The organism is Mycobacterium sp. Soil_C_30, assembly GCF_057656995.1.
The window spans coordinates 17074-40316 of the sequence record NZ_JBDGJH010000020.1 but is presented as its reverse complement, the minus strand read 5'-3'; the positions used below and the strand labels follow the sequence as shown (position 1 = coordinate 40316).

General features: G+C 68.1%; 26 protein-coding genes. 10 read left to right on the top strand and 16 right to left on the bottom strand.

Annotated features, from left to right (window positions below; translation table 11 throughout):
* Complete coding sequence (locus tag AC3A6P_RS27895) at window positions 1–1314, top strand: cytochrome P450 (protein ID WP_487695450.1); 1314 nt, start codon at window positions 1–3, stop codon at window positions 1312–1314.
* 3 nt (window positions 1315–1317) lie between these two features.
* Here AC3A6P_RS27895 and AC3A6P_RS27890 read toward each other — a convergent pair whose 3' ends face one another.
* The gene (locus AC3A6P_RS27890; RefSeq protein WP_487695449.1) at window positions 1318–1707 is read right to left on the bottom strand and encodes a hypothetical protein; all 390 of its coding nucleotides are present in this window, start codon (window positions 1705–1707) and stop codon (window positions 1318–1320) included.
* 92 nt (window positions 1708–1799) lie between these two features.
* On the opposite strand from AC3A6P_RS27890, the gene AC3A6P_RS27885 reads away from it, so the two are divergent.
* Window positions 1800–3116 (top strand): cytochrome P450, encoded by a 1317-nt coding sequence (locus tag AC3A6P_RS27885; RefSeq protein WP_487695448.1) that lies wholly within the window; start codon window positions 1800–1802, stop codon window positions 3114–3116.
* 4 nt (window positions 3117–3120) lie between these two features.
* Here the strand turns inward: AC3A6P_RS27885 and AC3A6P_RS27880 are convergent, their stop codons facing one another.
* The 3 genes from AC3A6P_RS27880 to AC3A6P_RS27870 all read right to left on the bottom strand — a co-directional run bounded on the left by AC3A6P_RS27880 (window position 3121) and on the right by AC3A6P_RS27870 (window position 5633).
* Window positions 3121–3579: a hypothetical protein gene (locus tag AC3A6P_RS27880; protein ID WP_487695447.1), complete on the bottom strand. Its 459-nt coding sequence runs from the start codon at window positions 3577–3579 to the stop codon at window positions 3121–3123.
* Between the two features lie 83 nt (window positions 3580–3662).
* Window positions 3663–4775: a glycosyltransferase gene (locus tag AC3A6P_RS27875; protein ID WP_487695446.1), complete on the bottom strand. Its 1113-nt coding sequence runs from the start codon at window positions 4773–4775 to the stop codon at window positions 3663–3665.
* 72 nt (window positions 4776–4847) lie between these two features.
* On the bottom strand, window positions 4848–5633 hold the full coding sequence (locus AC3A6P_RS27870; protein WP_487695445.1) for an acyl-CoA thioesterase: 786 nt from the start codon (window positions 5631–5633) through the stop codon (window positions 4848–4850).
* Between the two features lie 29 nt (window positions 5634–5662).
* Here AC3A6P_RS27870 and AC3A6P_RS27865 point away from each other — a divergent pair, with 29 nt between their 5' ends.
* The gene (locus tag AC3A6P_RS27865; RefSeq protein WP_487695444.1) at window positions 5663–6010 is read left to right on the top strand and encodes a hypothetical protein; all 348 of its coding nucleotides are present in this window, start codon (window positions 5663–5665) and stop codon (window positions 6008–6010) included.
* Here the strand turns inward: AC3A6P_RS27865 and AC3A6P_RS27860 are convergent.
* Entirely contained in the window at window positions 6007–6939 is a 933-nt protein-coding gene (locus AC3A6P_RS27860; RefSeq protein WP_487695443.1) for a dienelactone hydrolase family protein, read from the bottom strand. The two genes, AC3A6P_RS27865 and AC3A6P_RS27860, sit on opposite strands and share 4 nt — an antisense overlap.
* Window positions 6940–6948: 9 nt before the next feature.
* Between AC3A6P_RS27860 and AC3A6P_RS27855 the strand changes: the two genes are divergently transcribed.
* From AC3A6P_RS27855 to AC3A6P_RS27835, 5 genes are all read left to right on the top strand, one after another.
* A complete protein-coding gene (locus tag AC3A6P_RS27855) occupies window positions 6949–7857 on the top strand; it encodes an SDR family oxidoreductase (RefSeq protein ID WP_487695442.1) in 909 nt (302 codons plus the stop codon).
* A gap of 65 nt (window positions 7858–7922) precedes the next feature.
* Window positions 7923–9710: an N-acyl-D-amino-acid deacylase family protein gene (locus AC3A6P_RS27850; RefSeq protein ID WP_487695440.1), complete on the top strand. Its 1788-nt coding sequence runs from the start codon at window positions 7923–7925 to the stop codon at window positions 9708–9710.
* Window positions 9700–10161 carry a nuclear transport factor 2 family protein gene (locus AC3A6P_RS27845; protein ID WP_487695439.1) on the top strand — a complete coding sequence of 154 codons (462 nt, stop codon included), beginning with the start codon at window positions 9700–9702 and terminating at the stop codon, window positions 10159–10161. Before AC3A6P_RS27850 ends, AC3A6P_RS27845 begins: the two co-directional genes overlap by 11 nt.
* Before the next feature lie 17 nt (window positions 10162–10178).
* Entirely contained in the window at window positions 10179–10607 is a 429-nt protein-coding gene (locus AC3A6P_RS27840; RefSeq protein ID WP_487695437.1) for a MarR family winged helix-turn-helix transcriptional regulator, read from the top strand.
* Window positions 10608–10617: 10 nt separating this feature from the next.
* Complete coding sequence (locus tag AC3A6P_RS27835; protein WP_487695435.1) at window positions 10618–10944, top strand: rhodanese-like domain-containing protein; 327 nt, start codon at window positions 10618–10620, stop codon at window positions 10942–10944.
* On the opposite strand, the gene AC3A6P_RS27830 is transcribed toward AC3A6P_RS27835, so the two are convergent.
* Genes AC3A6P_RS27830 through bfr form a run of 7 tightly spaced genes read right to left on the bottom strand, consistent with a single transcriptional unit; the run spans window position 10941 to window position 18315 of the window.
* Window positions 10941–11264 (bottom strand): SDR family NAD(P)-dependent oxidoreductase, encoded by a 324-nt coding sequence (locus AC3A6P_RS27830; protein WP_487695433.1) that lies wholly within the window; start codon window positions 11262–11264, stop codon window positions 10941–10943. The genes AC3A6P_RS27835 and AC3A6P_RS27830 overlap by 4 nt on opposite strands.
* A 57-nt stretch (window positions 11265–11321) precedes the next feature.
* Window positions 11322–12431, bottom strand: a complete 1110-nt coding sequence (locus AC3A6P_RS27825; protein ID WP_487695432.1) for an amidohydrolase family protein — start codon at window positions 12429–12431, stop codon at window positions 11322–11324.
* Between the two features lies 1 nt (window position 12432).
* Window positions 12433–13785 carry a type I glutamate--ammonia ligase gene (locus AC3A6P_RS27820; RefSeq protein ID WP_487695430.1) on the bottom strand — a complete coding sequence of 451 codons (1353 nt, stop codon included), beginning with the start codon at window positions 13783–13785 and terminating at the stop codon, window positions 12433–12435.
* A gap of 17 nt (window positions 13786–13802) precedes the next feature.
* A complete protein-coding gene (locus AC3A6P_RS27815) occupies window positions 13803–14297 on the bottom strand; it encodes a carboxymuconolactone decarboxylase family protein (RefSeq protein ID WP_487695428.1) in 495 nt (164 codons plus the stop codon).
* Window positions 14298–14307: 10 nt separating this feature from the next.
* A complete protein-coding gene (locus tag AC3A6P_RS27810) occupies window positions 14308–16368 on the bottom strand; it encodes an MDR family MFS transporter (RefSeq protein ID WP_487695427.1) in 2061 nt (686 codons plus the stop codon).
* A 5-nt stretch (window positions 16369–16373) separates the two neighbouring features.
* Window positions 16374–17792 (bottom strand): xylulokinase, encoded by a 1419-nt coding sequence (gene xylB, locus AC3A6P_RS27805; RefSeq protein WP_487695425.1) that lies wholly within the window; start codon window positions 17790–17792, stop codon window positions 16374–16376.
* A 31-nt stretch (window positions 17793–17823) separates the two neighbouring features.
* The gene (gene bfr, locus AC3A6P_RS27800) at window positions 17824–18315 is read right to left on the bottom strand and encodes a bacterioferritin (protein WP_487695424.1); all 492 of its coding nucleotides are present in this window, start codon (window positions 18313–18315) and stop codon (window positions 17824–17826) included.
* A gap of 242 nt (window positions 18316–18557) precedes the next feature.
* Between bfr and AC3A6P_RS27795 the strand changes: the two genes are divergently transcribed.
* The gene (locus tag AC3A6P_RS27795) at window positions 18558–18743 is read left to right on the top strand and encodes a (2Fe-2S)-binding protein (RefSeq protein ID WP_487695422.1); all 186 of its coding nucleotides are present in this window, start codon (window positions 18558–18560) and stop codon (window positions 18741–18743) included.
* A gap of 1 nt (window position 18744) precedes the next feature.
* Here the strand turns inward: AC3A6P_RS27795 and AC3A6P_RS27790 are convergent, their stop codons facing one another.
* From AC3A6P_RS27790 to AC3A6P_RS27780, 3 genes are read right to left on the bottom strand one after another with little or no spacing between them, the layout of a single operon-like run.
* A complete protein-coding gene (locus tag AC3A6P_RS27790) occupies window positions 18745–19512 on the bottom strand; it encodes an enoyl-CoA hydratase/isomerase family protein (RefSeq protein ID WP_487695421.1) in 768 nt (255 codons plus the stop codon).
* A 20-nt stretch (window positions 19513–19532) separates the two neighbouring features.
* Window positions 19533–19964, bottom strand: coding sequence for a TIGR03618 family F420-dependent PPOX class oxidoreductase (locus AC3A6P_RS27785; RefSeq protein ID WP_487695420.1), 432 nt, complete (start codon window positions 19962–19964; stop codon window positions 19533–19535).
* Window positions 19961–20671: an EthD domain-containing protein gene (locus AC3A6P_RS27780; RefSeq protein WP_487695418.1), complete on the bottom strand. Its 711-nt coding sequence runs from the start codon at window positions 20669–20671 to the stop codon at window positions 19961–19963. The genes AC3A6P_RS27785 and AC3A6P_RS27780 overlap by 4 nt, the downstream gene beginning before the upstream one ends.
* A gap of 33 nt (window positions 20672–20704) precedes the next feature.
* Between AC3A6P_RS27780 and AC3A6P_RS27775 the strand changes: the two genes are divergently transcribed.
* Window positions 20705–22603 carry an FUSC family protein gene (locus AC3A6P_RS27775; RefSeq protein WP_487695417.1) on the top strand — a complete coding sequence of 633 codons (1899 nt, stop codon included), beginning with the start codon at window positions 20705–20707 and terminating at the stop codon, window positions 22601–22603.
* On the opposite strand, the gene AC3A6P_RS27770 is transcribed toward AC3A6P_RS27775, so the two are convergent.
* Window positions 22570–23229, bottom strand: coding sequence for a DUF5701 family protein (locus tag AC3A6P_RS27770; protein ID WP_487695415.1), 660 nt, complete (start codon window positions 23227–23229; stop codon window positions 22570–22572). The two genes, AC3A6P_RS27775 and AC3A6P_RS27770, sit on opposite strands and share 34 nt — an antisense overlap.
* Between the last annotated feature and the right edge of the window lie 14 nt (window positions 23230–23243).

Here is a 23243-nt window from a genome sequence, read left to right as displayed (position 1 = left end):
ATGGGAATCACCACCCGCACCAACGGCCAGCCGCCGCCCGATGTGCCGCGCGAGGCGATCAACCTGGGCACGTGGGAGTTCTGGGAGCAAGACGACGACCTGCGTGACGGCGCCTTCGCCACCCTGCGCCGCGAGTCACCGATCGCGTTCTTCCCCGAGGCTGTTCTGGGTAGCGAGGGTGAGGACACCGGCCAGCAGTTCGAGGGATTCCAGCCCGGGCCCGGGCATTGGGCTCTCACCCGCTACGACGACGTGCATTTCGCGAGCCGGAACCCGGAGATCTTCAGCTCGGCCTCCGGTATCACCATCGGTGACCAAACCCCGGAGCTGGCCGAGTATTTCGGGTCGATGATCGCGCTCGACGACCCGCGACACCAGCGACTGCGGTCCATCGTGAGCCGGGCGTTCACCCCGAAAGTGGTGGCCCGCATCGAGGAATCGGTGCGCGACCGTGCGCGTCGTCTGGTCAGCGACATGCTCGAACGACACCCCGACGGCAACGCCGAGCTGGTCACCGAATTGGCCGGCCCGCTCCCCCTGCAGATCATCTGCGACATGATGGGCATCCCGGAATCCGACCACGACCAGATCTTCGCGTGGACCAACATCATCCTGGGCTTCGGAGATCCTGATCTGACAACCGATTTCGACGAGTTCGTTCAAGTGGCCATGAGTATCGGCGCCTACGCGCACGCACTGGCCGAAGACCGGCGCACCACCGCGGGCCACGACCTGACCACCAGCCTGGTGCAGGCCGAGGTCGACGGTGAACGGCTGACGTCGGCCGAGGTGGCGTCGTTTTTCATCCTGCTCGCCGTTGCCGGCAACGAGACCACCCGCAACGCGATCAGCCATGGCGTGCTGGCACTGTCGCGCTACCCCGACCAACGCGACCTCTGGTGGCAGGACTTCGAGGGCATCGCGCCCACCGCGGTCGAGGAGATCGTGCGCTGGGCCTCACCGGTGTCGTACATGCGACGCACCCTCACGCGCGACTGTGAGCTCAGCGGTGTGCAACTGGCCCAAGGCGACAAGGTGACGTTGTGGTACGGCTCGGCCAACCGCGACGAGACGAAATTCGACGACCCGTGGCGCTTCGATGTGCGCCGCGATCCCAACCCGCACCTGGGATTCGGCGGCGGCGGCGCACACTTCTGCCTGGGCGCCAACCTCGCTCGCCGCGAGATCCGGGTGGTGTTCGAGGAATTGCACCGGCAGGTGCCCGACCTCACCGCCACCGAAGAACCGGCACGGTTGCTCTCGGCGTTCATCCACGGCATCAAACGGCTGCCGATCAGCTGGACGCCGCGTTAGCGGTCAGAGCACAGCAGACGTGGGCCCCAGCGACGAGCACAGCGACGTGGGCGGTGTGGTGACCGCGGCGCAGCCGCGTCCTCGCGCGGTGTAGTTGAGCCCGGGAACGTACGGCGACAGATACACCTGTGACATGGTGTTGCCGTTGGTGTTGTCGCAACGGCCCACCTTGCCGGGGGTGGACAGGCAGGCCTGCAGCACGGTGGTGACGGCGTCCGGACAGGCGGCGGGCACCACGGTGGCGGTCACCATCGCCGTCCCCGCCACATCCACGACGTAGGGCGCGCTGAGGATGTAGTCGCATTCGATCGTCCCCGGGGTGGCGGCCGCGGGGACCGTGCTCCCCAGGCACGCCGCAAGGACACCGGTCAGCCCCGCGAGTCGCCGAATCATGGTCGGAGCCTACCGCCATCCCGGATAGCTGCTGGCGAGTTCGGCGACGTCCTCGTAGCGTGGGTGCCACCGAAGACACCACGGAGGCAGGCGTGAGAGAACGTGTCCACTGGTTGGCCATGCACGGCGTGGTGCGCACGATTGCGCGCCTGGCCGCCCGGCGCGGCGACCCGCAAGGCCGGCTGATCGCGGACCCCGTAGTACGGGCCGACCCGATCCCGTTCTACGACGAACTCCGACCCCACGGACCGCTGATCCGTTGCCGCGTAAGCTTTCTCACCGTTGATCACGCCGTCGCCCACCAGCTGTTGCGGTCCGAGGATTTCCGGGTGATCCAGCTGGGCGCCAATCTCCCGGCACCGCTGCGCCGGCTCGAACAACTCACCCGCACCCGGGCGCTGCATCCGTTGCGGCCGCCGTCGCTGCTGGCCGTCGAACCACCCGAGCACACCCGCTACCGCAAGACGGTGTCCTCGGTGCTCACCACCCGTGCCGTGGGCACCCTTCGCGAACGCGTGCAACAGACCGCCGATTCGCTGCTCGACGAGCTGGCCCGCGACGCCGGCGACAACCAGACCGTCGACATCGTCGAACGGTATTGCGCCCAACTGCCGGTCGCGGTGATCAGCGACATCTTGGGTGTCCCCGAGCACGACCGCCCGAAAGTGCTGCAGTTCGGCGAACTCGCCGCACCGAGCCTCGACATCGGTCTGAGCTGGGCGCAGTATCAGCGCGTCGAACGTGGGCTGATCGGTTTCAACACCTGGCTCGACGACCACCTCAACCGGCTCCGTGCGCAACCCGGCGACAATCTGATGAGTGAACTGATCCGTGCCTCCGACGCCGAGGGCCAGTTGACCGACCCCGAATTGCGCGCCGTCGCCGGTCTGGTCCTGGCCGCCGGATTCGAGACCACAGTGAATCTGTTGGGCAACGGGATTCGCATGCTGATCGACCACCCCGACCAATTGGCGCTGCTGCGCGAGCATCCCGAGCACTGGCCGGGGGCGGTCGAAGAGGTTCTGCGGCTCGACTCCCCCGTTCAGCTCGGCGCCCGGATAGCCCGCAGTGACACCGAGGTGGCCGGAACACCGGTGCGCCGCGGCGAGATGGTGGTCATCTATCTCGCCGCGGCCAATCGGGACCCCGCGGTGTTCGCAGACCCGCATCGATTCGATGTCACCCGGGACAATGCCGGACGGCATCTGTCCTTCTCCGGCGGCAGGCACTTCTGCCTGGGCGCGGCGCTGGCCAGGGCCGAAGGCGAGGTGGGCCTGGCCGCGTTCTTCGACCGCTTTCCCGAGGTGTCGACGGCTGCCGGGGGAACCCGGCGCGACACCAGGGTGCTGCGGGGCTGGTCGAAGCTACCGGTCCGACTGGGCCCCGCCCGCACCCCCGCGGTGCCGTGAATCCCTAGCGGGCGCGGGAAGCCGGGGGCTGCTGCTGGTGCTGCACCGGCTGCTCGTGCCGCCCGGGCTGGTGCTGCGGGACGGCCTGGGGGTCCTCGGTCACCGGCTGCTCGTTCGCCTTGACCCGGGGATCGATGGAGTCGGCATGTGCACGCCGCTCGTCGAGCTCCTCCTGCGACGTGGAAACCGCATCCCGATGCAGATTGGCACGGTCGGCAAGACGCCTGGCCTCTGCCGCTTTGGCCTCGGCTTCCGCCTGCGCCGCGCGCGCTTTCGCGGCGGTCTCGTCAGCCAGGGCCTCACGCCGTCTCACCTGGATGCTGTCGTGTTCGACTTCCTCACGGATGCGCTCCGCCTTGCCTTGCAGTTGCTTGTTGCGACGGTTTCGGCCGACGACCGCGAGCACTGCGAGAACCAGCAGTACCACGACGACCGCGACGATGATCCAAACAGTGGTATCCATGTCGGTTCCTTCGATCGGTGGGCCGACAGACGGCCCCGTCAATAAGCCCTGGTTGCCCCTGATCGCCGAACATCAAACCGCCGTCACACTTCTTTGCCGCCCAACGCGAGCAGCATCCCCTGCGCCGACCTGGGCCAGGTGAACCGTTCCGCCTGCCGGCGGGCGTCGTGGCGGCGTTGCCGCTCCGGCCGGCCGAGGACTTCCCCCACGGCCGCGGCGATGGACTGCGGGTCGTTGTCCGCACACGCGCCGCTGTCGGAGGTGAGGACCTCGGTGAGCGCGGATGTGCGGGACACCACCGCGGGGGTGCCGCAGGCCAGGGCTTCCAGCGCCGCCAGTCCGAAGGTCTCGTGCGGCCCGGGCGCCAGCGCCACATCGGCCGTGGCCAAGAACGCCGCCACTTGTTCGCGGTCGTCGATGAATCCGGTGAAGTCGACGGGCAGCCGGGCGGCCTGGCGTTCGAGCCGCGGCCGCAGCGGGCCGTCGCCGACGATCAGCAGGCGGGCGTCCACACCCGAATCCTGCAGGGCCGCAACGGTATCGATGCTGCGATCCACGCGCTTCTCGATCGAGAGCCGGCCGCAGTGCACCAGCAGCAATTGTTCGGGGGCTGCCAGGAGTCGCCGGACCCGTGCGCAGTAACGGCGCGGATGGAACAGGTCGAGATCCACCCCCAGCGGCACCGTCGCCACGTTCGTCGCGCCGATCCTGTCGAACTCCTCGCGGGCGAACGCCGTGGTACAGAGCACGGTGTCGTAGTCGGCAGCGGTGCGCCTGTTGGCGAAGTCGGCGACGCTGCGGGCGATGCGCCTCGGCAGGATCTGTCCCGTGAGGCGGTCCAGGCGCTCGTGGGAGATCATGACCGTGGTGACCCCGCGCTGACTCCCCCATCTGCCCAGGCCGCGCAAGGTGAAGCGGTCGGACACCTCGATCGCGTCGGGTTCCAGGTTTTCCAGGACGTCGGTCACCGGTTTGGGCATGACAGCCCGGTAACCGCCGGTGAAGGGAATCTTGCGGGCGGGCACCGCCACCCGCACCACCCCGGAGGGCATCACGGTGTGCTGGGCCAGTGGCCCGGGAACGATGAGGAACACCTCGTGCCCGGCGGCGCAGTATTCGGCGCCCAACCGGTCGACCGCCGTGCGCAGCCCGCCAGATCGGGGACCGTAGAAGTTGGCCACCTGGACGACCCGCATGAGTGCATTCCAACGGTCAGGCGTGTGCGGTCAACAACGGGGCCTCAGCGGATGGGTGAATCCTCGGTGAACTCAGCGCGCCGGTGGGAAGTAGAGCTGCTGGGTGGCGGTGCACACCAGGGTGCCGCGCCGGTCGAACATCTGCCCGCAGGTCAGTGCCCGGCGGTGCGCGCCGCTTCCGGAAACCTGTTCGTAGAGCAGCCAATCCGACAGATCCGGGATGCCGTGGAACCACACCGAATGATCGAGCATCGGCGACAACGTGTGGGCCGTCGCGCCACGGCGTGCCGCCAGGGCCGCCTCCACCAGCGTGACCGCCGACAGATAGGCCACCAGCGCGGTGGCGAGGATGGGGTCGTCGGGAACCGTGCCGTCGGGACGCCACCAGAGCCGGGCGCCGTCGTCGACGTTGCGCCGTTCGAACCATTCGAGACTGGACCAGACGCCGTGGCGCGGTACCGAATCCACCGTTTCCGGTTCGGGCACGACGGGCATGGCCGGCTGATAGGTGGGATCGTCGTCGGCGGTCTTGCCGAACGAGACGGTGGCTTCGGCCAGGATGGCACCGGACTGACGGGCGGTGGCGCGACGCGTCGAGAACGTGCCACCGTCGTGCAGCGCCACCACCTCGAAGTCGACGGGTCGGCGGGCGTCACCGCTGCGCAGGAAATGCGCCTGCATGCCGCGGGCGGGCCGATCCCCGGCGACGGTGTGCGCGGCGGCCGTCAGGGCCTGGGCGGCGATATGGCCGCCGAGGATGTGGTGGGCCGGGCCGTCGAGCTGCGTGCCCACGAAGAAACTCTGGTTGACTCGGTCGAGTTCGAGGGTCGCGAGCACCTCGGGCAAAGTGGAAGTCATCACCGGCCATCTTCGCAACAGGAGGCTCCATGGCATTCGGCGGACCGGTCCGTTTTCTTGTCACCGCGGTCAACACCGCGGTCACCACACTCACCCACGTCCCGGTGGTGGGCCCGGTAATGCGGAAGTACTTCACCGAGATCAGCTACACCGGACGCAAATCGGGCAAGCGATTCACCCTGCCCGTCAACTACCGGCGCCGCGGCGACACCGTGACCATCTGGGTCGGGATGCCGGACCAGAAGACGTGGTGGCGCAACTTCCTCGGAACGGGGGCTCCGTTGACGGTGCATCTGCCCGACGGTGACCGGTCCGGACAGGCGGTGGCCGTGCGCGATCCCCAGGGCCGGGTGACCGTGACGGCCACACTGGATTAGCTCGGGGCCAGATACTGGCCGAACCAGTCCTGCATACGGGTCCACGCGTCCTGCGCGGCGACGGCGTTGTAGCGCTGGCCGGTGTCGTTGAAGAAGGCGTGGTCGGCGCCGGGTTCGATGACGACATCGTGGGGCATCCCGGCGGCGTCCAGGGCGGCGCTGGCCGCGGGCTCGGTGGCGTTGACGCGGGCATCGAGTTCTCCGTAGAACGCCAGTACGGCCACCTGAGCCGAGCCGGCGAAGTCCGGGTTGTCCGGCGTCGGACCGTAGAACGGTACTGCCGCAGCCAGTTCCGGGGCACCGGCAGCCAGCAGCCGCCAGACCAGGCCCCCGCCCATGCAGAACCCGACGGCCGCGACCTTCTGGCCGGGCACCCGCTGCTGCAGTTCAGCGATCCCGGACTTGATGTCGGCGATCAGCGCCTCCGGCGCGATGTTGCCCAGGGCCGCGGTGGCTTCGGCGGGATCGGCGAAGGTGGCGGTGCCCCCCTGAGCCGACAGCAGGTCGATGGCCAGCGCCGAATATCCCGCGCCGGCCAGCCGGCCGGCGACCGAGCGGGTCCAGTCGTTGAGACCCTTGTTTTCGTGGATCACCAGGACGCCGCCGCGCGGCTGGTCGGCCTGCGCCCAGGCGCCCTGCAGCTCCCCCGCCGGCCCGGCCCACGTGATCGCACTGGTCTGCAGCGCCTGATCCATGCCCGGCGGCGGTTCGGCGGGCATGTCCGGAGTCGACGGCGCCGGCGCCTGACTCTCACTGGAGGTACCTGCCTGATACGCCTTCTCGTCACTGCAGGCCGCGATCAGCGCCGACGCCGCGGCCGCGGACACCCCCAGCAGCCCCAGCCGGCGCATGGCCTCTCGTCGGGTCAGCAGCCCGTCAACGTGGTCAGTCGCGATCTCCTCGGCGATGTAACGCTGCAGCGGTGTCATTCTTTGAGTATGCGGGCAACACACGCGCTGCGGGGCAAGGTTGCGGTGGTGGCCGGCGCGACCCGCGGCGCCGGCCGCGGCATCGCGATCGGGCTCGGCGAAGCGGGCGCCACGGTCATCTGCACCGGCCGCAGTAGTTCGGTCACCCCACTACATTCGGATTACGACCGGCCCGAGACCATCGAGCAGACCGCCGCACTGGTGGATCAAGCGGGCGGGGTCGGCGTCGCGGTAGCCGTGGACCATCTGGATCGGGATGCCGTCGGGAATCTGGCGCAACGGCTGGGCCACGATTATGGCCGAATCGACATCCTGGTCAACGACATCTGGGGTGCCGAGATCTTGAAAGGCCCACCGGCACAATGGAACACCCCGATCTGGGAACACGACCTCGAAGCCGGCCTGCGGATCCTACGCCTCGGCGTCGAGACCCATCTGGTGACCTCGCATCACCTCCTGCCGCTGCTCACCAAACCCGGTGGCCTCCTGGTCGAGATCACCGACGGTACAACGGAATACAACGCGAACAAGTACCGGATCTCGGTGTTCTACGACCTGGCGAAGACGGCGGTGAACCGGTTGGCGTTCTCCCAGGGACACGAGTTGGCCCAGCACGGCGCCACCGCAGTCGCCGTCACCCCCGGCTGGTTGCGGTCGGAGATGATGCTGGACAACTGGTCGGTCACCGAAGACTCGTGGCGCGAAGCGTTGTCGCCGGAGCGTCCAGGCGGTCTACCGACGGCCCCGCCCGGCTTCGCCCAGTCCGAGAGTCCACGCTATCTGGGCCGCGGGGTGGCCGCACTGGCCGCCGACGCCCACCGGGCCAGGTGGAACCAGGCGTCGGTCACGTCGGCGGATCTGGCCCGCGCCTACGGCGTCACCGACCTCGACGGCACCCAGCCCGACTCCTGGCGGTGAACAGACTCCAGAATCTGTTCACTGAATCGTTGACACCGGTTTCTGCAACAGGTTCTATTGACGCTGTGACGTACGACACGATCATCCGTGACGGCCGGTGGTTCGACGGTTCGGGTGCCGCTTCGGTGGTGCGCACCATCGGCATCCGCGACGGCCATATCGCCGCCATCAGCCCCGAGCCGCTCGACGAGGCCGGCTGCCCCCAGGTGATCGACGCCTCCGGACAGTGGGTGCTGCCCGGGCTCATCGACATCCACACCCACTACGACGTCGAGGTGCTCGGCGGGCCGGCTCTGCCGGAATCGCTTCGCCACGGTGTCACCACCGTCATGCTGGGCTCGTGCTCGCTGTCGACGGTCTACGTCGACGGCACCGAGGCCGGTGACCTGTTCGGCCGCGTCGAGGCCATTCCCCGCGAACACGTGATCGCAGCGGTGGACGACCACAAGAATTGGAGCTCGTGCGCGCAGTACATCGCCGCCCTGGAGTCCCGGCCGCTGGGGCCGAACGTGGCCGCCTTCATCGGCCACTCCGACATGCGGACCGCCACCATGGGCCTGGACCGGGCCACCCGCGGCGACCAGCGGCCCACCCGGGCCGAACAGGCGGAGATGGAGCGGATGCTCGCCGAGGCGATCGATGCCGGCATGGTCGGGATGTCCTCGCAGCAGCTGCTTTTCGACAAGCTCGACGGTGAGACCTGCCGGTCGCGCACGCTGCCGTCCACCTACGCCAGGCCAACCGAACTGCGCCGGCTCAAGTCGCTGTTGCGGCGCAACGGCCGGATCCTGCAGTCGGGCCCCGATATCGAGAACCCGTTCAACGTCGGTTCGCAGGTGTTCCAGTCGCTCGGACTGTTCCGCAAGAAACTCAAGACCAGCCTGCTGTCGGCGGCCGACGTCAAAGCCAACCCGTACGCCGTGAAGATCATGGGACCGCTGGCGGCAGTGGTGAACCGGTTCGGTGGCGACTTCCGCTGGCAGCACCTGCCCGTGCCGTTCGAGGTGTACGCCGACGGTATCGACCTGGTGATCTTCGAGGAGTTCGGCGCGGGCGCGGCCGCGTTGCACCTGCGCGACGAGGTGGAGCGCAACGAGCTGATGCGCGACGAGGCCTACCGCAGGCAGTTCCGCAAGGAGTACGAGAGCAAGCTCGGCATCCGGGTGTGGCACCGCGACTTCTTCGACGCCGAGATCGTCGACTGTCCCGATGCTTCGGTGATCGGGAAATCGTTCGGCCAGGTCGGCGCCGACCGCGGCGGTCTGCACCCGGTGGACGCGTTCCTGGACCTGGTGCTCGAACACGGCCGGGCACTGCGCTGGCGCACGACGATCTCGAACCACCGACCCGAGGTGCTCAAGAAACTGGCCGCCGAACCCGGTGTGCAGATGGGTTTCTCGGATGCCGGGGCGCATCTTCGCAACATGGCGTTCTACAACATGGGGTTGCGGCTGCTGCGCCATGTCCGCAATGCCGAGCGCGCGGGCACCCCGTTCATGACGATCGAGGCGGCCGTACACCGGCTCACCGGCGAGCTGGCCGACTGGTACCGCCTCGACGCCGGACATCTGCGTCTCGGCGACCGCGCCGACGTGGTGGTGATCGACCCCGAGAAACTCGATGAGTCCCTGGACGCCTACGCCGAGGAGCCCGTTGCCCAGTACGGTGGCCTGTCGCGGATGGTGAACCGCAACGACGCCACCGTCACCGCAGTCATGGTCGGTGGGCGAACGGTTTTCCGCAACGGGGTGCCGACCGAGCTGGTGGGTGTCACCCGCACCGGAAGCTTCCTGCGCGCGGGCCAACCTGTACCGGCGCTGCACCGGGACCAGGAGCTCGCCGATGTCCGTTGAGCAGGTGGTGACGTGCACTGACGTGGTGCTGGGGATGTGGAGTGCGCTCTCGGCCCGCGACTGGGAGGCCGTGAAGACGTTCCTGTCCGAGGACTGCATCTATCTCGACATGCCGGTCGGGGCCGCCGCGGCGGCCAAGGGACCCGATGACATCGTGAAACGGCTCAAGATCGGATTGGAATCCCTGGCCGGCTACCAGAATTTCGACGGTGTGCTGGTGGCCGAGGGTGAGAACGTGATGTACGAGCACTCCGAGCAGTGGAACTGGGCCACCGGCGAATCCGCACTGCTGCGCTTCGTCACGGTGCACCGCGTGGTGGACGGCCGGATCACCCTGTGGAAGGACTACTGGGACATGGGGGCGCTGGCCGATCACGCGCCGCCGACGTGGCTGGAGGACTTCGCCACCGCGGATATGTCGTGGGTCTACGACGCCAGCGGCGAGGTCTGAGGCAGTAACCTGCCTCCATGTCCGAGGCGCCGTTCAGCCCCACCATCGCGCTGCTGGCGATGAGCCGGGCCTGGGAGGCCGCGTTGGCCGAGGCGTTGAAACCGCTCGGTGTGACCACCCGCAAGTACGGGCTGCTGGGACACATCCGTCGGACACCGGACATCTCGTTCAGCGAGTTGGCCCGGCGCTCACGGATCACCGTGCAGAGCGCGCACGCCGCGGTGAGCTCATTGGTCGAGGCCGGACTGGTCGACGACGGCACCGCGCATGCCGGGGCCGCGTCGCGGCTGCGGGTCACCACCGAAGGCGAGTCACTGTTGGCTCGCGCCGCCACCGAGCTCGCCCGCCTCGATTCAGCGTTCACGACGCAACACCCGGCGCTGGCGCAGGCGCTGCACGAAGACGTCACACGATGGGTGGCCGGTAGTACGTCATCCTTCAGCTAAACTGAAGGCTGTGAGGTTCCGGCACTATCTGCGGCGGCCACCGGCCGTCAGCGCCGACGAAGCCCTCGGCCTCGTCGCCGAGGGCGCCCTGGTGGTGGATGTACGTCGCGAGTTCGAATGGAACCGCGTCCACATTCCCGACGCCGTGCACATGCCATTGGAGGTCCTGCCCGAACGCTGCCTCGAGCTTCCCGACGACCGGCTGCTCATCGCCTTCTGCACAGGCGGCATCCGCTCTGCCGGCGCGGCAAACCTGTTGGTGCACAACGGGTTCGAGGCCGTCAACATGAGCGGCGGCCTGATCCAGTGGCGCGCCGCGGGCGGACGGTTGACCTAGGCGGCCGGCCTCAGCAAGCCACGCCGGGCCAACGCCACCGCCTCACCGGTGCGGCCGTCGACCACCCAGGTGGGTGGACCGTACTCGGTCAGCACCCGTTCGCAGAACCGGCTCCGCTGACGTGGATCATCGAGGTCGGCGGCAATCGCGAACATGCGATCCCGGCTGCGACGGAGCAGGATCCGGGTCAGCGAGGCGGCCGTGCGGGCGGTCACCACCACCCGCGCACCGCTGTCGAGAATGTCTTGGGCCGCCTCGCGGGCGATATCGGTATCCGCGTTGACGAGCAGAACCACGTCGGACTCGTTGTCGTGTGCCATGACCGCCATGCAACTCCCGCCCGCTGTAGATGTACTGTGGCGCGGTTGTGAATCAGTTCAGGGCGCCTCGAGTCCGTAGATCCGACGCGCATTGCCCGAGGCGATGAGATCGACGACGCGGATCGCGTCCGGCTCCCTCCATTCCCCCGTCTCGACGAAACCGCTCAGTACCTGCGCGATTCCATTGCGCCATAGACGCGCGCCCAGATAGTGCAACTCGGCTGGGCCGAAAGCGTCCGATGAGTACAGGATCTTGCGGAACGGCGCCATCTCGATCAACCGGGCGATGAAGGCCGCCGACCGGGCCCCCAGGAAATTGATGCTCAGCCCGCCGTCGAGGTAGACGTTGTTGAACGCCTGGGCCAGGTATCCCGCCTCGCGCTCGTAGGGATAACAGTGCAACAGTGTCACCGGGGTGTCGCCGGAGTTCCGCAGGAACTCCAACAGGTGCAGCGGATTGGTGCGGTGCAGATCGCAGTCGCGATCACCGAAGCCCACGTGCAGTTGCAGCGGCTTACCAAGACGCAGACCCTGATACAGCCCGAACCGCAGCAGGGTCCGGTCGGTCAGCCGAGTGCCGCCCGTGTCACGCCAGCGTGCAGCCGCGTCCTCCACCTCGGCGGGCGCCGGTTCCGACAGGTCGCCCTCGAATCCACCGCGGTACGCGAGAATCGATTTGGTGCCCACCGCCGTGGCCGCACGCCGCTGCAGTGCCTCGGTGAACGCCGTGGCGTAATCGCCCTCGGCTGCTGCGGCCTCCTCGGCCACCTGTTCGAGCCGTACCACCTCATGGGCGTGTCCGCCGGCCAGGTTCGCGTGCTCGGCCACACCGGTGACCCCGGCGGCGAACCCGGTGTCGATCACCCAGTCGGTGACACCGGCCGCGGGCAGGAACACCTTGGCGAGCTGCTGCTCGGTGAACTCGCTGCGGCGTTCCCAGTACTGTTGTGGCTCAACATGTTCGGCCAGACTCAGCAGTGGCGCACAGTGCTTGCGCACGGCGAATCCGAGCTGGCTGTCGAACGCCGAGTCGAACGCCGCCACCGGTTCGGTGTTGGCTTCGTTGAGTCCGTTCTCGAACCGCTGCCGGGTTCCTTCACTCACCCAGCAACCGTGCACATGATGGTCGATCAGCGCCACCCCGGCCACGTGCTCAGCCAGCGACACGCTACAGGCTCCAGGCCAACCGGAACTTCGCCGTCAGATCCTCGGCGGACAGTTCACCGAACTGCTCGATCTCGTACCGCCGGACGGCCACCAGAACGTCGACCGCCTTGTCACCGAGGATCCCGCGCAGCAGCGCCGACTCGTCCAACGCCGCGATGATCTGCGGCTGCGCGTCCGGCAGCTGCACGGTGCCTGCCGCGGCCCGCTGGTCCTCACTCAGAGTGGCCGGATCGACGGCGGTCTCGGGCGGCAGCGCGGCCGACCGCTCGATACCGTCAAGTGCCAGGCCGAGAATGGCCGCGGACGCGAAGTACGGATTGGCCGACGGGTCGACGATCTTCACCTCGACATTGGCCCCGTAGGGGTTGGCGGGGCCACCCACGAGGAACCGCACGGCGGCCTCCCGGTTCTCGGCTCCCCAGCAGGCGTGGGCACCGGCCCAGTGCCCGGGCTGCATCCGCAGCCCCGAGAGGATCGAGCCGGACAGCACACCCTGGGCCTGCGGAAGACCAGCGAGCACCCCGGCGATGGCACTCTGCCCTTCCGGTGTCATACCGTAGGGCCCGGCATCACCGGAGAACAGTGGCTGATCCCCGCGGGTGAGCGAAAAGTGCTGGTGCGCACCGGAACCCACCGCGCCGGCGAACGGCACCGGGGAGAAGCTGACCCGGAGTCCGTAGCGGCGGGCAACCCGGCTCACGATGATGCGCGCCAGCACCACATGGTCGGCCGCGGCCACCGGGGTGCGCGGCCGCAGCGAGATCTCGAACTGGTTACCGCCGTATTCGGGGTGAAACTGCTCGATGCTGACCCCCGCAGCCGTCGCCGCGGCCGTGACGTCGCGGACAAAACCTTCGTATTCGAGCACTCCCGCCAGGCCGTACTGCGCCCACGCGTTCGTCGGCAGCGCCGCACCGTCGAGGCCCACCAGGACGAACTCGAGCTCGTGACCGACCTGGGCGCGCAGCCCGTGCGCGGCCAGTTGTTCCTCGACGCGGGTCAGCACACCGCGACTGCAGGCCGGTACCCGCTGCCCGTCCTGGGTGAAGAATTCTCCCGGCGCCCAGGCCAATCCGTCACCGATGATGCGCAGCGCCGTGAGGTCGATCCGGATGCGCTCGTCACCGACCACGCTGATGTCGTCGGTGAAGGCGATGCCCGCCTGGTCGATGGCAAACCCGTGCCAGACCGGGCTGGCGCCCAGGCCGGGATCGGCGAACGCGTTGATACGCATGATCGGGACAGTCTTGGCGTGGGTGAGTCCCGCGGGATTGACCACGGTGCCCACCACTGTCACCACGTCGTTGGCCTCGAGCTGGGCTATCGATGCCGCGGGGGCTGGAGTGGCTGTCATGCAGCCATCATGCCCGGTCAGGCGCGGCTGGGAATGGTCAGCTTGCAGGTCTGGCCGATGTCGAGGGTGCGCAGCATCCGCCCCATGCCCACCCACATCGCACACGACAGCGCGAGGTCGGCCATCAATTCGTCGGAGAAGTGCGGCTTCGCACGCTCCCAGAAGTCCTCGTCGTCACGCAGTTTCGTGTGTTCGGTGCCGAAGCGGTGCGCGAACTCCGCGGCGATACGTTCCTGCTCGCTGTATCCGGGCCAGGTACGCCACTGCTCGGCGTGTTCGTAGAGTTCCTCGTCCACTCCGGCGGCGGGGCCGTCGGCGTCGCGGGTGTTGATGCAGACCGCGCACTCGTTGTCGTGGGCGATGACGATGCGGGCGAGTTCACGCACCCGCAGCGGCAACCGGTTGTTGTTGTAGACGGCGTGCGTGAAGCCCGCCATCGCGGCGCCGATCTCCGGCGACTTCAGGATCCAGCCCGCCACATCATCGTCGGGGAACTCTCCGATTCGGCTCATGGCCGCGATGCTACGCGGAGGAACCCGGCGCAGGAACGTGTTCTAGTTTTCCTGCGTCCTTTTCGGTGCCGCTCTCTCCTTGCACCAACATGCGGTGCGCGATCCGTTCCAGCGCAGCCTCGACTTCTTCACGGTCCGGCCGCCCCTGGAAGGTCGGCGACTGGGCCAGCTTGTCGACGATGCGGCCGACGATGGCGGCCGAGGCGGCGTCCACCTGGCGCACCCCGGACTGCGTGAGCCACATCTGGTCACCGGTGCGCAGGGCGTACCCGTCGGCGGTCAGTTTGTCGAAGGTGGGCTCGAGCACCTCGCACGGCATCCGGAGCCGGTCGCCGATCTCGGAGAGCCGCGCACTGCCGAACACCTGGTTCTGCCGGTATATCTGCAGCAGCGCCCACAGCCCCGCAACATCCATGTCGACGCCGTACCGGCCGGCGATGTGGCGCAGGCGGATCTCCGGGTAATCGCGGAACATCCGTCCGACGGCCGTCTCGAGGATCTTCTCCGGCGACTCGCCGCTGGGCATGCCGAAGCCCTCGCCCAGGTCGGAGGCCGAGACGGCGTCCATGTCGCGCAGCGGCACCTCTTTGAGGAAAAGCGAGACCACGAACCCGACCAGCGCCACGGGCGCCGCACACAGGAACACCTGTCCCAGCGAGTCGGCGTAGGCGTCGACAATGGGCGCCGCCATCTGGGCGGGCAGTTCGTGCAGCGCCTTGGGCGACTCGGCGGCCACCGGCGGCGCACCACCGGCGGCCAGCGCGGGTGCGATGCGGCCGGCCAGGAAGTTGGCGAACAGCGAGCCGAAGATGGCCGCGCCGAACGAACTTCCGATGGTGCGGAAGAAGGTGACACCGGAGGTCGCCACCCCCAGGTCTTCGAACCGGGAGGTGTTCTGCACGGTGAGCACCAGAACCTGCATGCACAGCCCGATACCGCAGCCCAGTACGAACAGATACATCGACTGCAACCAGATCGAAGTGGTGGCGTCCATCCGTGACAGCAGCAGGAAGCCGACGGTCATGATCGCGGTGCCGGCGATCGGGAAGATCTTGTAGCGCCCGGTGCGGCCGACGATCTGACCGCTGGCGATCGACGTGGACAACAGCCCGAGCACCATCGGCAACGTGCGAAGGCCGGACTCGGTGGCCGAGACCCCGTCGACGAACTGCATGAACGTCGGCAGGAATGTCAGCGCGCCGAGCATGGCGAAGCCGACGATGAACCCGAGGATGCAGCACACCGAGAACACCGGGCTACGGAACAACCGCATGGGCAGGATGGGCTCCCTGGCCCGAAGTTCGACCCAGATGAACACGCCCAGGGCGGCGAAGGATCCAACGAACAGCGCGATGATCACCGGTGACGTCCAGGCGTATTCGCCGCCGCCCCAACTGGTCGCCAGGGTCAGTCCGGAGGCGCCGAGCCCGACGAACAGGATGCCGGCGTAGTCGATGACGGGTTTGGTGGCCCGCGCCAGCGCCGGGATGGCGACGGCGCCGACGATCAGGACGACGACGCCGACGGGCACGTTGATCCAGAACGCCCACCGCCAGCTCAGATGGTCGGTGAAGAAACCGCCGAGCAGCGGTCCGATGACCGTGGTGACGCCGAACACCGCACCGAGCGCGCCCTGGTAGCGGCCTCGTTCACGCAGTGGGATGACCTCGCCGATCACCGCCATGGCGGTGACCATGATGGCGCCACCACCGATGCCCTGCAGCGCGCGGGCGGCCACGAGCATCGACATGGAGCCGGCCAGCCCGCACAGCACGGAGCCGGCCAGGAAGAACAGCACCGACACCTGGAACACCTGTTTGCGGCCGAACAGGTCGCCGAGCTTGCCGACGATCGCGGTGGCGATCGTTGACGCCAGCAGGTAGCTGGTGACCACCCACGACTGGTGGCCGGCGCCGCCGAGGTCGGCGACGACCGTCGGCAGCGCGGTGGCGACGATGGTTTGGTCGAGTGCGGCCAGCAACATGCCCAACAGCACGGCCACGAAGATGAGATTGCGGCGCGCAGGGCTGACGAGCGAGCTGGCCGACTCGTTGCTCACGGGGTTCGACACGGCGGTCAGACGAGCATTATCTTGCGTTGCCCCAGTGTGAGACCTCGTGCAGCGTGATACTGGTCGACGACATGGGGCGTGGGTTCCCCGGTGTACGTTTCTGAACCCTCCAGTTGCCATTGCGGTGGTTCCTCGCCGCCGACGAGCGTCCACGCGGCCTGTTTGGCCGCGCCGAGCGCGACGTACTCACCCGGGGTGGGCACTTCGACGGGACGTCCGAGCACGGCCGGTGCCAGCCGGCGCACCGCCGCGGAATGTGCGCCCCCGCCGACCAACAGGACCCGCTCGACCGCGACCCCCTGCTCGGCGATCTTGTCGAGGCAGTAGGCCATCGACGCCAACAGCCCTTCGACGGCGGCGCGGGCGACGTTGGCCGGCGAGAGGTTGGTGGTGCTCACACCCTGCAATGCGCCGCGGGCGTCGGGCAGGTTCGGTGACCGTTCGCCGTCGAAATACGGAATCCACACCAGGCCTTCGCTGCCGGCAGGTGCCGACAGCGCCAGTTCGGCGAACTGCCCGAGATCGACGCCCAGCATCTTGGCCACCGCCGCCAGCACGGGTGCGCCGTTGAGGGTGCAGACCAGCGGCAACTGCCTGCCGGTGGCGTCGGCGAAACCGGCGACAATGCCGTCGGGGTCATGCGAGGCCGTCTCACCGACCGCACTGATGACCCCCGAGGTACCCAGGGACATGACGCAATCACCCGAGGCGGCGCCCAAGCCGAGCGCGGCCGCGGCGTTGTCGCCGGCGCCGGGGCCCAGCGCGGCACCGCCGCCGGCGAGGCGCAGCGCGGACTCGTGCGGTCCGAGCACCCGGGGCAGGCGCGGGAGGCGGCCGCGAGTGGCCAACAGCAGCAGATCCTCCTTGTAGCTGTTGTCGGCGGCCGAGAAGTAACCGGTACCGCTGGCGTCGCTTCGATCGGTCACCAGATCCGCGATATCGGTGGAACCCGCCAACCGCCACGTCAGGTAATCGTGCGGAAGGCACACCGCGGCGGTGCGATCGGCGTTCTCGGGCTCATGGTCGGCCAGCCAGCGAAGCTTCGTCGCGGTGAAGGAGGCCACCGGAACCAGGCCGGTCTCCTGCGCCCAGCGGGTGGCGCCGCCGAGTTCGGCGGTCAGGTCAACCGCGGCATCCGCGGACCGGGTGTCGTTCCACAGCAACGCTTTTCGGACGACCTCACCGGAGGAATCCAGGCAGACCATGCCGTGCTGCTGGCCACCGACGGCGACGGCCTCGACATCGTCGAGCCCGCCGACACCGGCGATCGCGGTCTGCAACGCGTCCCACCAGGCAGCCGGGTCGACTTCGGTTCCGCCAGGATGCGGAGCCGAGGCCGACCTGACGATGGCGCCGGTTTCGGCGTCACAAACCAGGACCTTGCACGACTGCGTGGATGAATCGATACCCGCGACTAATGACACGCCGACGAGATTACGCGCAGGCCGCGACAGATCACTCCTGCTGCGACCCGGGCGGCCGCGAGACGCACTGCGCGAGGTAGAGCTCTTCACCCAGGCGGTCCATCAGCTGCAGCTGAGTTTCGAGGTAGTCGATGTGTTCTTCCTCGTCGGCCATGATCTTCTCGAGCAGGTTGGCACTGGTGCTGTCCTGTTTCTCTCGGCACAGGATGATGCCGGGGCGCAGCCGTTCGGCCACCTCGAGTTCGATGGCCAGATCCGACTCGAACTGCTCACGCAGGGTCTGGCCGACCCGCAGCGAGAACAGCCGCTGATAGTTGGGCAGCCCGTCCAGCAACAGGATGCGGTCGGTGAGCGCCTCCGCATGCTGCATCTCTTCGAACGATTCCTTGCGGGTGTGCGCGGCCACCTCGGTGAAGCCCCAGCTGTCCTGCATCTTGGAGTGCAGGAAGTACTGATTGATCGCCGTCAGTTCGCTGGTCAGCTGCTCGTTGAGCAACTTGAGGACGTCTGGATCGCCTTGCATGGGGGCTCCTTCGAAGGGCGCGAACGGCATGACAGATGGGCTGACAACACGAGGAAACTGCAGTGGCTCGCGGGCGCGCTGGGCTGTGCGCGGATCCGCTGCTCCCACGAATCTAGCCCAGTTCAGCGGTCAAAGCACGCATGAATCGCCGGAAAAACCCATCTCTACCTGCGGTTTTAACGTAGGCACACCTAACTGAGGATGCCCTAACACTTCGGGCCTACTTAGGTTAGACTGCGCTAATGTACGTCTGCCTCTGCACCGGCGCGACGAGCCATTGTGTCGCCGACGCGATCGCCAAGGGCGCCTGCACGTCCAAGCAGGTTGCCGCAGCGTGCGGGGCAGGTTCGGACTGTGGGCGGTGCCGCGTGACCGTGCGGGCGATCATTGCCGCAACGTTGGCCGCCGACACCGCGGTGGCATCCTGAACTAGGACTTTTCGTCGGCCGCCTTGTCATTGAACACGGCCAAGGCCTCCGCGTTCGCCTGCGCCCCCATCAACTCGACAAAACACGCGTTCTCTCGCGCCCGTGCCGCCTCGATCTCGGCCCGGATCGGGGCCACCATCGTCGCTTTGACGGCCTGCAGGCTGGCGATCGGCCGCGATGCCAGCACAGCGGCGTGCGTGTGGGCCTCGGTCAGCAACTCCTCCGGTTCGCACACCTTCCACACCAGACCCATCCGCAGCGCCTCGGCTGCGCTCACCCATTCCGACGACATCAGCAGCCAGGCGGCGTTCTGGTGACCGATCAGCCGCGGCAATAGGTAGGACGACGCCGCCTCCGGGGCCACCCCGAGACTGGTGAACGGGCACTTCAGCTTCGCCGTGCTGGCCATGAACGCGATATCGGCGAAACCCAGGATCGTCGTGCCGATGCCCACCCCCAAGCCGTTGACAGCGCAGATCAGCGGCTTGGGAAACGCGGTGAGGGCGTCGATGAGACCCAGGAAACCGTATTCGCCGGGAGTGAAGTCCGGATCGGTGATGCGGGCCTGCATCTCGGCGAGATCGGTGCCCGCACTGAACGCGCGGCCCTGCCCGGTGATCAGCACGACCGCGACCTCGGGATCGTCGGCGGCCTCCCGCAAGGCGACCGTGGTGGCATCGTAGAGCGCCTCGTTGAAGGCGTTGAGCGCCTCCGGACGGCTGAGCGTCAGCGTGCGGACCCGGTTGTCATCGGCGATCTGCAGTGTCACGCCTGTAGAGACTAGAGGCTCTAGTTCGAGTAGATGCGTGTTGGTGTGATCAGCACCGCGGTGCGGCGCTGCCGCACCATCTCTCGGTCGTAGGCATCCCAGTCGTCATGGGTACCGCCGGCGGCGGTGAAGATCTGCCGTAACAGCTGGGGCAGGTCGGTCAGCCAGTCCACCGGGTCATCGGGTCCGGCCAGTTCCGCCCGGCCCTCGACAGTGGCCCACTGCCAGCCGGCGCGGAAGGTGGCGGCCAGGGCAGGCCGCTGCCGGAGGTTGGCCAGTTTGACCTTGCCGTAGGTGACGAAGGCCAGCACCGGTGTGCCGGTGGACGGGTGGTCGATGATGCCCGCGTTGACCAAAGAGGCCTGGACCGTGCCGTCGGCACGCACGGTCGAGACCACGGCCAGCCCGCTCTCGGCCCGGGCAAGCGCGACAGCTTCGCGGAGGCTGGTCATGACCGTGCGAACGCGTCACGCCACACATAGCGGCTGGTGGGTACCGTGTCGATGTTCTCGTTGGCGCCGAAGGCCGATGTGCTGGCCACCATCCGGGTGATCCGACGACCGAGCTCATCATCGTCGTCGGCGCCGAAGAACGCCTTGAGATCGGTGACGGCGGCATCGGGGAACAGCTCCTCGACAATGGCGGCCAGTTCGGGCGCGCCGGGCGTCACCGCACGCACGACGGCGTTCTGGATGTAGCCGAAGGTGTCCTGCGTTTCGATGGCCACCGGGGTGTGGTCGATCTGCCACCGGTGCCGCCAGGTGGCCTCATCGAGCCCGGCCGGCCTGCGCAACAGCGCAATGTTTGCCAAACCGCTTGTCCTGCTGCCGAATTCAGTCTCCGGCGGCGCAAGCGGGATCGATTCGGTGACCAGGTAGCCGAAAACGTCGGCGGCGACGGCCTCGAGCACGGCGGCGGCCGCGTCCAGCTGCGGGCCGTAGGACTGCTGGGTCCACACACTCACCACCGCGTTCACCGGAGGATCGAGTGTGGACAGCGTCATCAGCGAGTCTCGCACCGCGGCATCCTTGACATTGACCGTCAGTCCGGGCAGACCGAGATCCAGTAGCTCGGCAGCCGCCGGCCCCCGCAACTGGTCGCACCAGGCGTCGTCGCCCCCGCCGGGCTCGGCGCGGAGCACGAAGATGACCTTCTCCATGGATGGAATCTACCTGCTGGGCAGCAGCGCATAATGTCTGAGATGAGGCCGGCATGGCCGTACATCGGCGAGGTGGCGCGCAGCCTGCTCGGAATCCTGCTGGCGGTGGTGCTCGCCCTCGAATGGGGGTCGCCGGGCGCGGCGATGGCCGCAGGTGGCAGCGCGGCCATCGCCGGGGCGGTGGCCCTGCAAGACAATCCACGACGCATGCCGAGGGTGCTCGGGGTGTCGGCTCTCGCCGCGATCGTCACGCTGGCCGGCTCCTGGGCGGCAGCACACGACGTGCTGTTCCTCCTTGTGGTCGTGATGTGCGCGGTGGCCGCGGGACTGGCATGGGCGGTGAGCGCCGACGCGGGTCTGGTGGCGACAGCGCTGGGTGCGCTGCTGGTGACATGCGGGCATCAGCCCGCCCCCTTGGGTGCCGCGTCGATCACCGCACTGTTGGCCCTCGCCGGCGGCCTGACCCAGGCGCTGCTGGTCGCGGCATGGCCGCGACGTCAGTGGCACATCCAGCGGACCGCGCTCACCACCGCCTATCGCTCGGTGGCCACCGGGGCCCGGGAACTGGTGGCCGATCCGGCCGCGACTTTGGACGTGGCACCACTGCTGACCCTGCGCGAGGCCTATACCCGTCCGCGCTACGGCCTACCCGAGCGCATAGCGATGAGTCTGACTGCACTGCAGTCTGATTCGCAGAACCCGGCCACCCACACCGTGGTGTCGGCCGCCGCTGACACCCTCGACGCCCTCGGCGGTGGTGGTCGCAGCGACGCCGAGGAGGCGCTGGCCGCCCTGGACCGGGCGGTCGACCGGGTACCGAAGACAGCGATGGCCCGGGCGCGCCGCCTCCAGGCGCAATTGCACGAGGCGACGGCGCTGCGGTTCACCGGGTCCGGCGTACCGGTGCGGGCCGTCGGTTCGGTGCTCGCGTCGCTGCGGGCCCAGCTCAGGTGGAGCTCGCCGATTCTCCGGCATGCGATGCGACTGGCGGGCGCCGCGGCGATCGGAACCGCCGTCGCGGCGGTCACCGGGATGCCCCGGGGCTACTGGATCGCGCTGACCGTCTTTCTGGTGTTACGTCCCGAAACCGCCCATACCTACACCCTCTGCGTCATCCGGGTTCTCGCCACCATCGGCGGTATCACCCTGGCCACCTCGGCCACTGTCCTCTGGCACCCCACCGGGGTGGTGTCGGCCGTCTTTGCGGTGCTGTTCGTCGGCGCCGCGTACGCCGTGCAAGGCCTCGGCCACGTTCCGGCGATAGTTGCGCTGAGTGCGGCGATCGTGTTCCTGATCGACATCGAGGGTTCGGTGCCCCGGGAGGCCTGGCGTGAGCGGTTGCTGGCGGCGGGCCTGGGGGCGGCCCTGGCCATCGGCAGTCACGTGCTGCTCCCGGATGGCGCACTGGTGCGCCTGTATCAGCGCGCGGGCGAACTACTGAAGGCCGAAATCGATTATGCCGCAACGGTGATCAGCGCCTTCGTCCATCCACTCTCCGATGCCGAGACCGTGATCGCCGCCGCCTGGGAGCGTGCCATGCGGGCGCGATCAGCATTCGACGCGGCCAGCGGCAGCGTGCACGCGGACGCCTCGGTGGTCCGACGCTGGCTCACCACCTACCGGGCGGGACTCAACGCGATCACCGCATCGTGCGCCGTGCTCGAACGCCACGTTGCCGGGGTGCGACCGGAAACCCTGGACCGCCGCTTCGTGGTGGCGGTGGACGATTTCGTCGATGCGCTGCGCGGGGACACGCCGCGCGCGGGACGCGCCTGGACCCTGGACGCCACGCACTTGGTGGCCGCCGAACAGCAGCTCCGCGAATCCGCGACCTCGTTTCTGGACAAATCGCACATCGCCCAGCGTGTCCTGGCGGTGGAGGTCGAGACGATCACCCGTCACCTGCTGTCGATCGCCGACGCCGAGAGCTGAACCTCGCTCCGGCCCGCGGCGGACGCGAAACCCAGCCAGGTGTGCCGATTGCCCGCCCAGCACCAGCCGACTTTCGGGGCGTCGCGGCGGGCGCGACCGTCGCGGCCGGTGCCGTTGCTGATCCACAGCGCGGGGGTGCGGCTGTCCAGAGCGCCGTTCGGCCGGCGCAACCGCGAGGCGATGGTCATGAAGCAGTGATTGCGCTCCAGGACGGCGGGGCACTGGATCACCCACTGGATTCCCTCGGCCAGAGTGAGCGGTGTGCGTCCGGCCCCGGCGATGGCCGGTAGCGCCTCGTCGGGGCTCCAGTTCGCCATCTCGTCTCCCCGCTGGGGATCCTCGACGAGGTAGAACGCCGTTGTCGGCACGGTCACCGACTCGATCGGACGGAACTCGTCGACGTCAGTCATATCGGTGACCACGAACCCCGCTTTGCCTGCGCGTGTCATCTGTGGGGCCAGCGCCGACGCCGGCGCCCACCGCGGGTTCAGCACCAGCAGGCCCCGCCCGGACGGCAGCGAACCGCTGACACCGCCGATGATCCCCAGATCGGCCAATCGCCGGGCCTGCGCTCCGATTTCAGGTAGATCGTGTGAAGCCTTGGTGGCGTGGTCATTTCGCGTCATGCCGCATCGTCCTT

What these genes read in the sequence shown, in the direction of transcription:
- AC3A6P_RS27895 (WP_487695450.1), top strand. Translation starts at nt 1, where the DNA reads ATGGGAATCACCACCCGCACCAACGGCCAGCCGCCGCCCGATGTGCCG.
- AC3A6P_RS27890 (WP_487695449.1), bottom strand. Translation starts at nt 1,707, where the DNA reads ATGATTCGGCGACTCGCGGGGCTGACCGGTGTCCTTGCGGCGTGCCTG.
- AC3A6P_RS27880 (WP_487695447.1), bottom strand. Translation starts at nt 3,579, where the DNA reads ATGGATACCACTGTTTGGATCATCGTCGCGGTCGTCGTGGTACTGCTG.
- AC3A6P_RS27875 (WP_487695446.1), bottom strand. Translation starts at nt 4,775, where the DNA reads ATGCGGGTCGTCCAGGTGGCCAACTTCTACGGTCCCCGATCTGGCGGG.
- AC3A6P_RS27870 (WP_487695445.1), bottom strand. Translation starts at nt 5,633, where the DNA reads ATGACTTCCACTTTGCCCGAGGTGCTCGCGACCCTCGAACTCGACCGA.
- AC3A6P_RS27865 (WP_487695444.1), top strand. Translation starts at nt 5,663, where the DNA reads ATGGCATTCGGCGGACCGGTCCGTTTTCTTGTCACCGCGGTCAACACC.
- AC3A6P_RS27860 (WP_487695443.1), bottom strand. Translation starts at nt 6,939, where the DNA reads ATGACACCGCTGCAGCGTTACATCGCCGAGGAGATCGCGACTGACCAC.
- AC3A6P_RS27855 (WP_487695442.1), top strand. Translation starts at nt 6,949, where the DNA reads ATGCGGGCAACACACGCGCTGCGGGGCAAGGTTGCGGTGGTGGCCGGC.
- AC3A6P_RS27845 (WP_487695439.1), top strand. Translation starts at nt 9,700, where the DNA reads ATGTCCGTTGAGCAGGTGGTGACGTGCACTGACGTGGTGCTGGGGATG.
- AC3A6P_RS27840 (WP_487695437.1), top strand. Translation starts at nt 10,179, where the DNA reads ATGTCCGAGGCGCCGTTCAGCCCCACCATCGCGCTGCTGGCGATGAGC.
- AC3A6P_RS27830 (WP_487695433.1), bottom strand. Translation starts at nt 11,264, where the DNA reads ATGGCACACGACAACGAGTCCGACGTGGTTCTGCTCGTCAACGCGGAT.
- AC3A6P_RS27820 (WP_487695430.1), bottom strand. Translation starts at nt 13,785, where the DNA reads ATGACAGCCACTCCAGCCCCCGCGGCATCGATAGCCCAGCTCGAGGCC.
- AC3A6P_RS27815 (WP_487695428.1), bottom strand. Translation starts at nt 14,297, where the DNA reads ATGAGCCGAATCGGAGAGTTCCCCGACGATGATGTGGCGGGCTGGATC.
- bfr (WP_487695424.1), bottom strand. Translation starts at nt 18,315, where the DNA reads ATGCAAGGCGATCCAGACGTCCTCAAGTTGCTCAACGAGCAGCTGACC.
- AC3A6P_RS27795 (WP_487695422.1), top strand. Translation starts at nt 18,558, where the DNA reads ATGTACGTCTGCCTCTGCACCGGCGCGACGAGCCATTGTGTCGCCGAC.
- AC3A6P_RS27785 (WP_487695420.1), bottom strand. Translation starts at nt 19,964, where the DNA reads ATGACCAGCCTCCGCGAAGCTGTCGCGCTTGCCCGGGCCGAGAGCGGG.
- AC3A6P_RS27780 (WP_487695418.1), bottom strand. Translation starts at nt 20,671, where the DNA reads ATGGAGAAGGTCATCTTCGTGCTCCGCGCCGAGCCCGGCGGGGGCGAC.
- AC3A6P_RS27775 (WP_487695417.1), top strand. Translation starts at nt 20,705, where the DNA reads ATGTCTGAGATGAGGCCGGCATGGCCGTACATCGGCGAGGTGGCGCGC.
- AC3A6P_RS27770 (WP_487695415.1), bottom strand. Translation starts at nt 23,229, where the DNA reads ATGACGCGAAATGACCACGCCACCAAGGCTTCACACGATCTACCTGAA.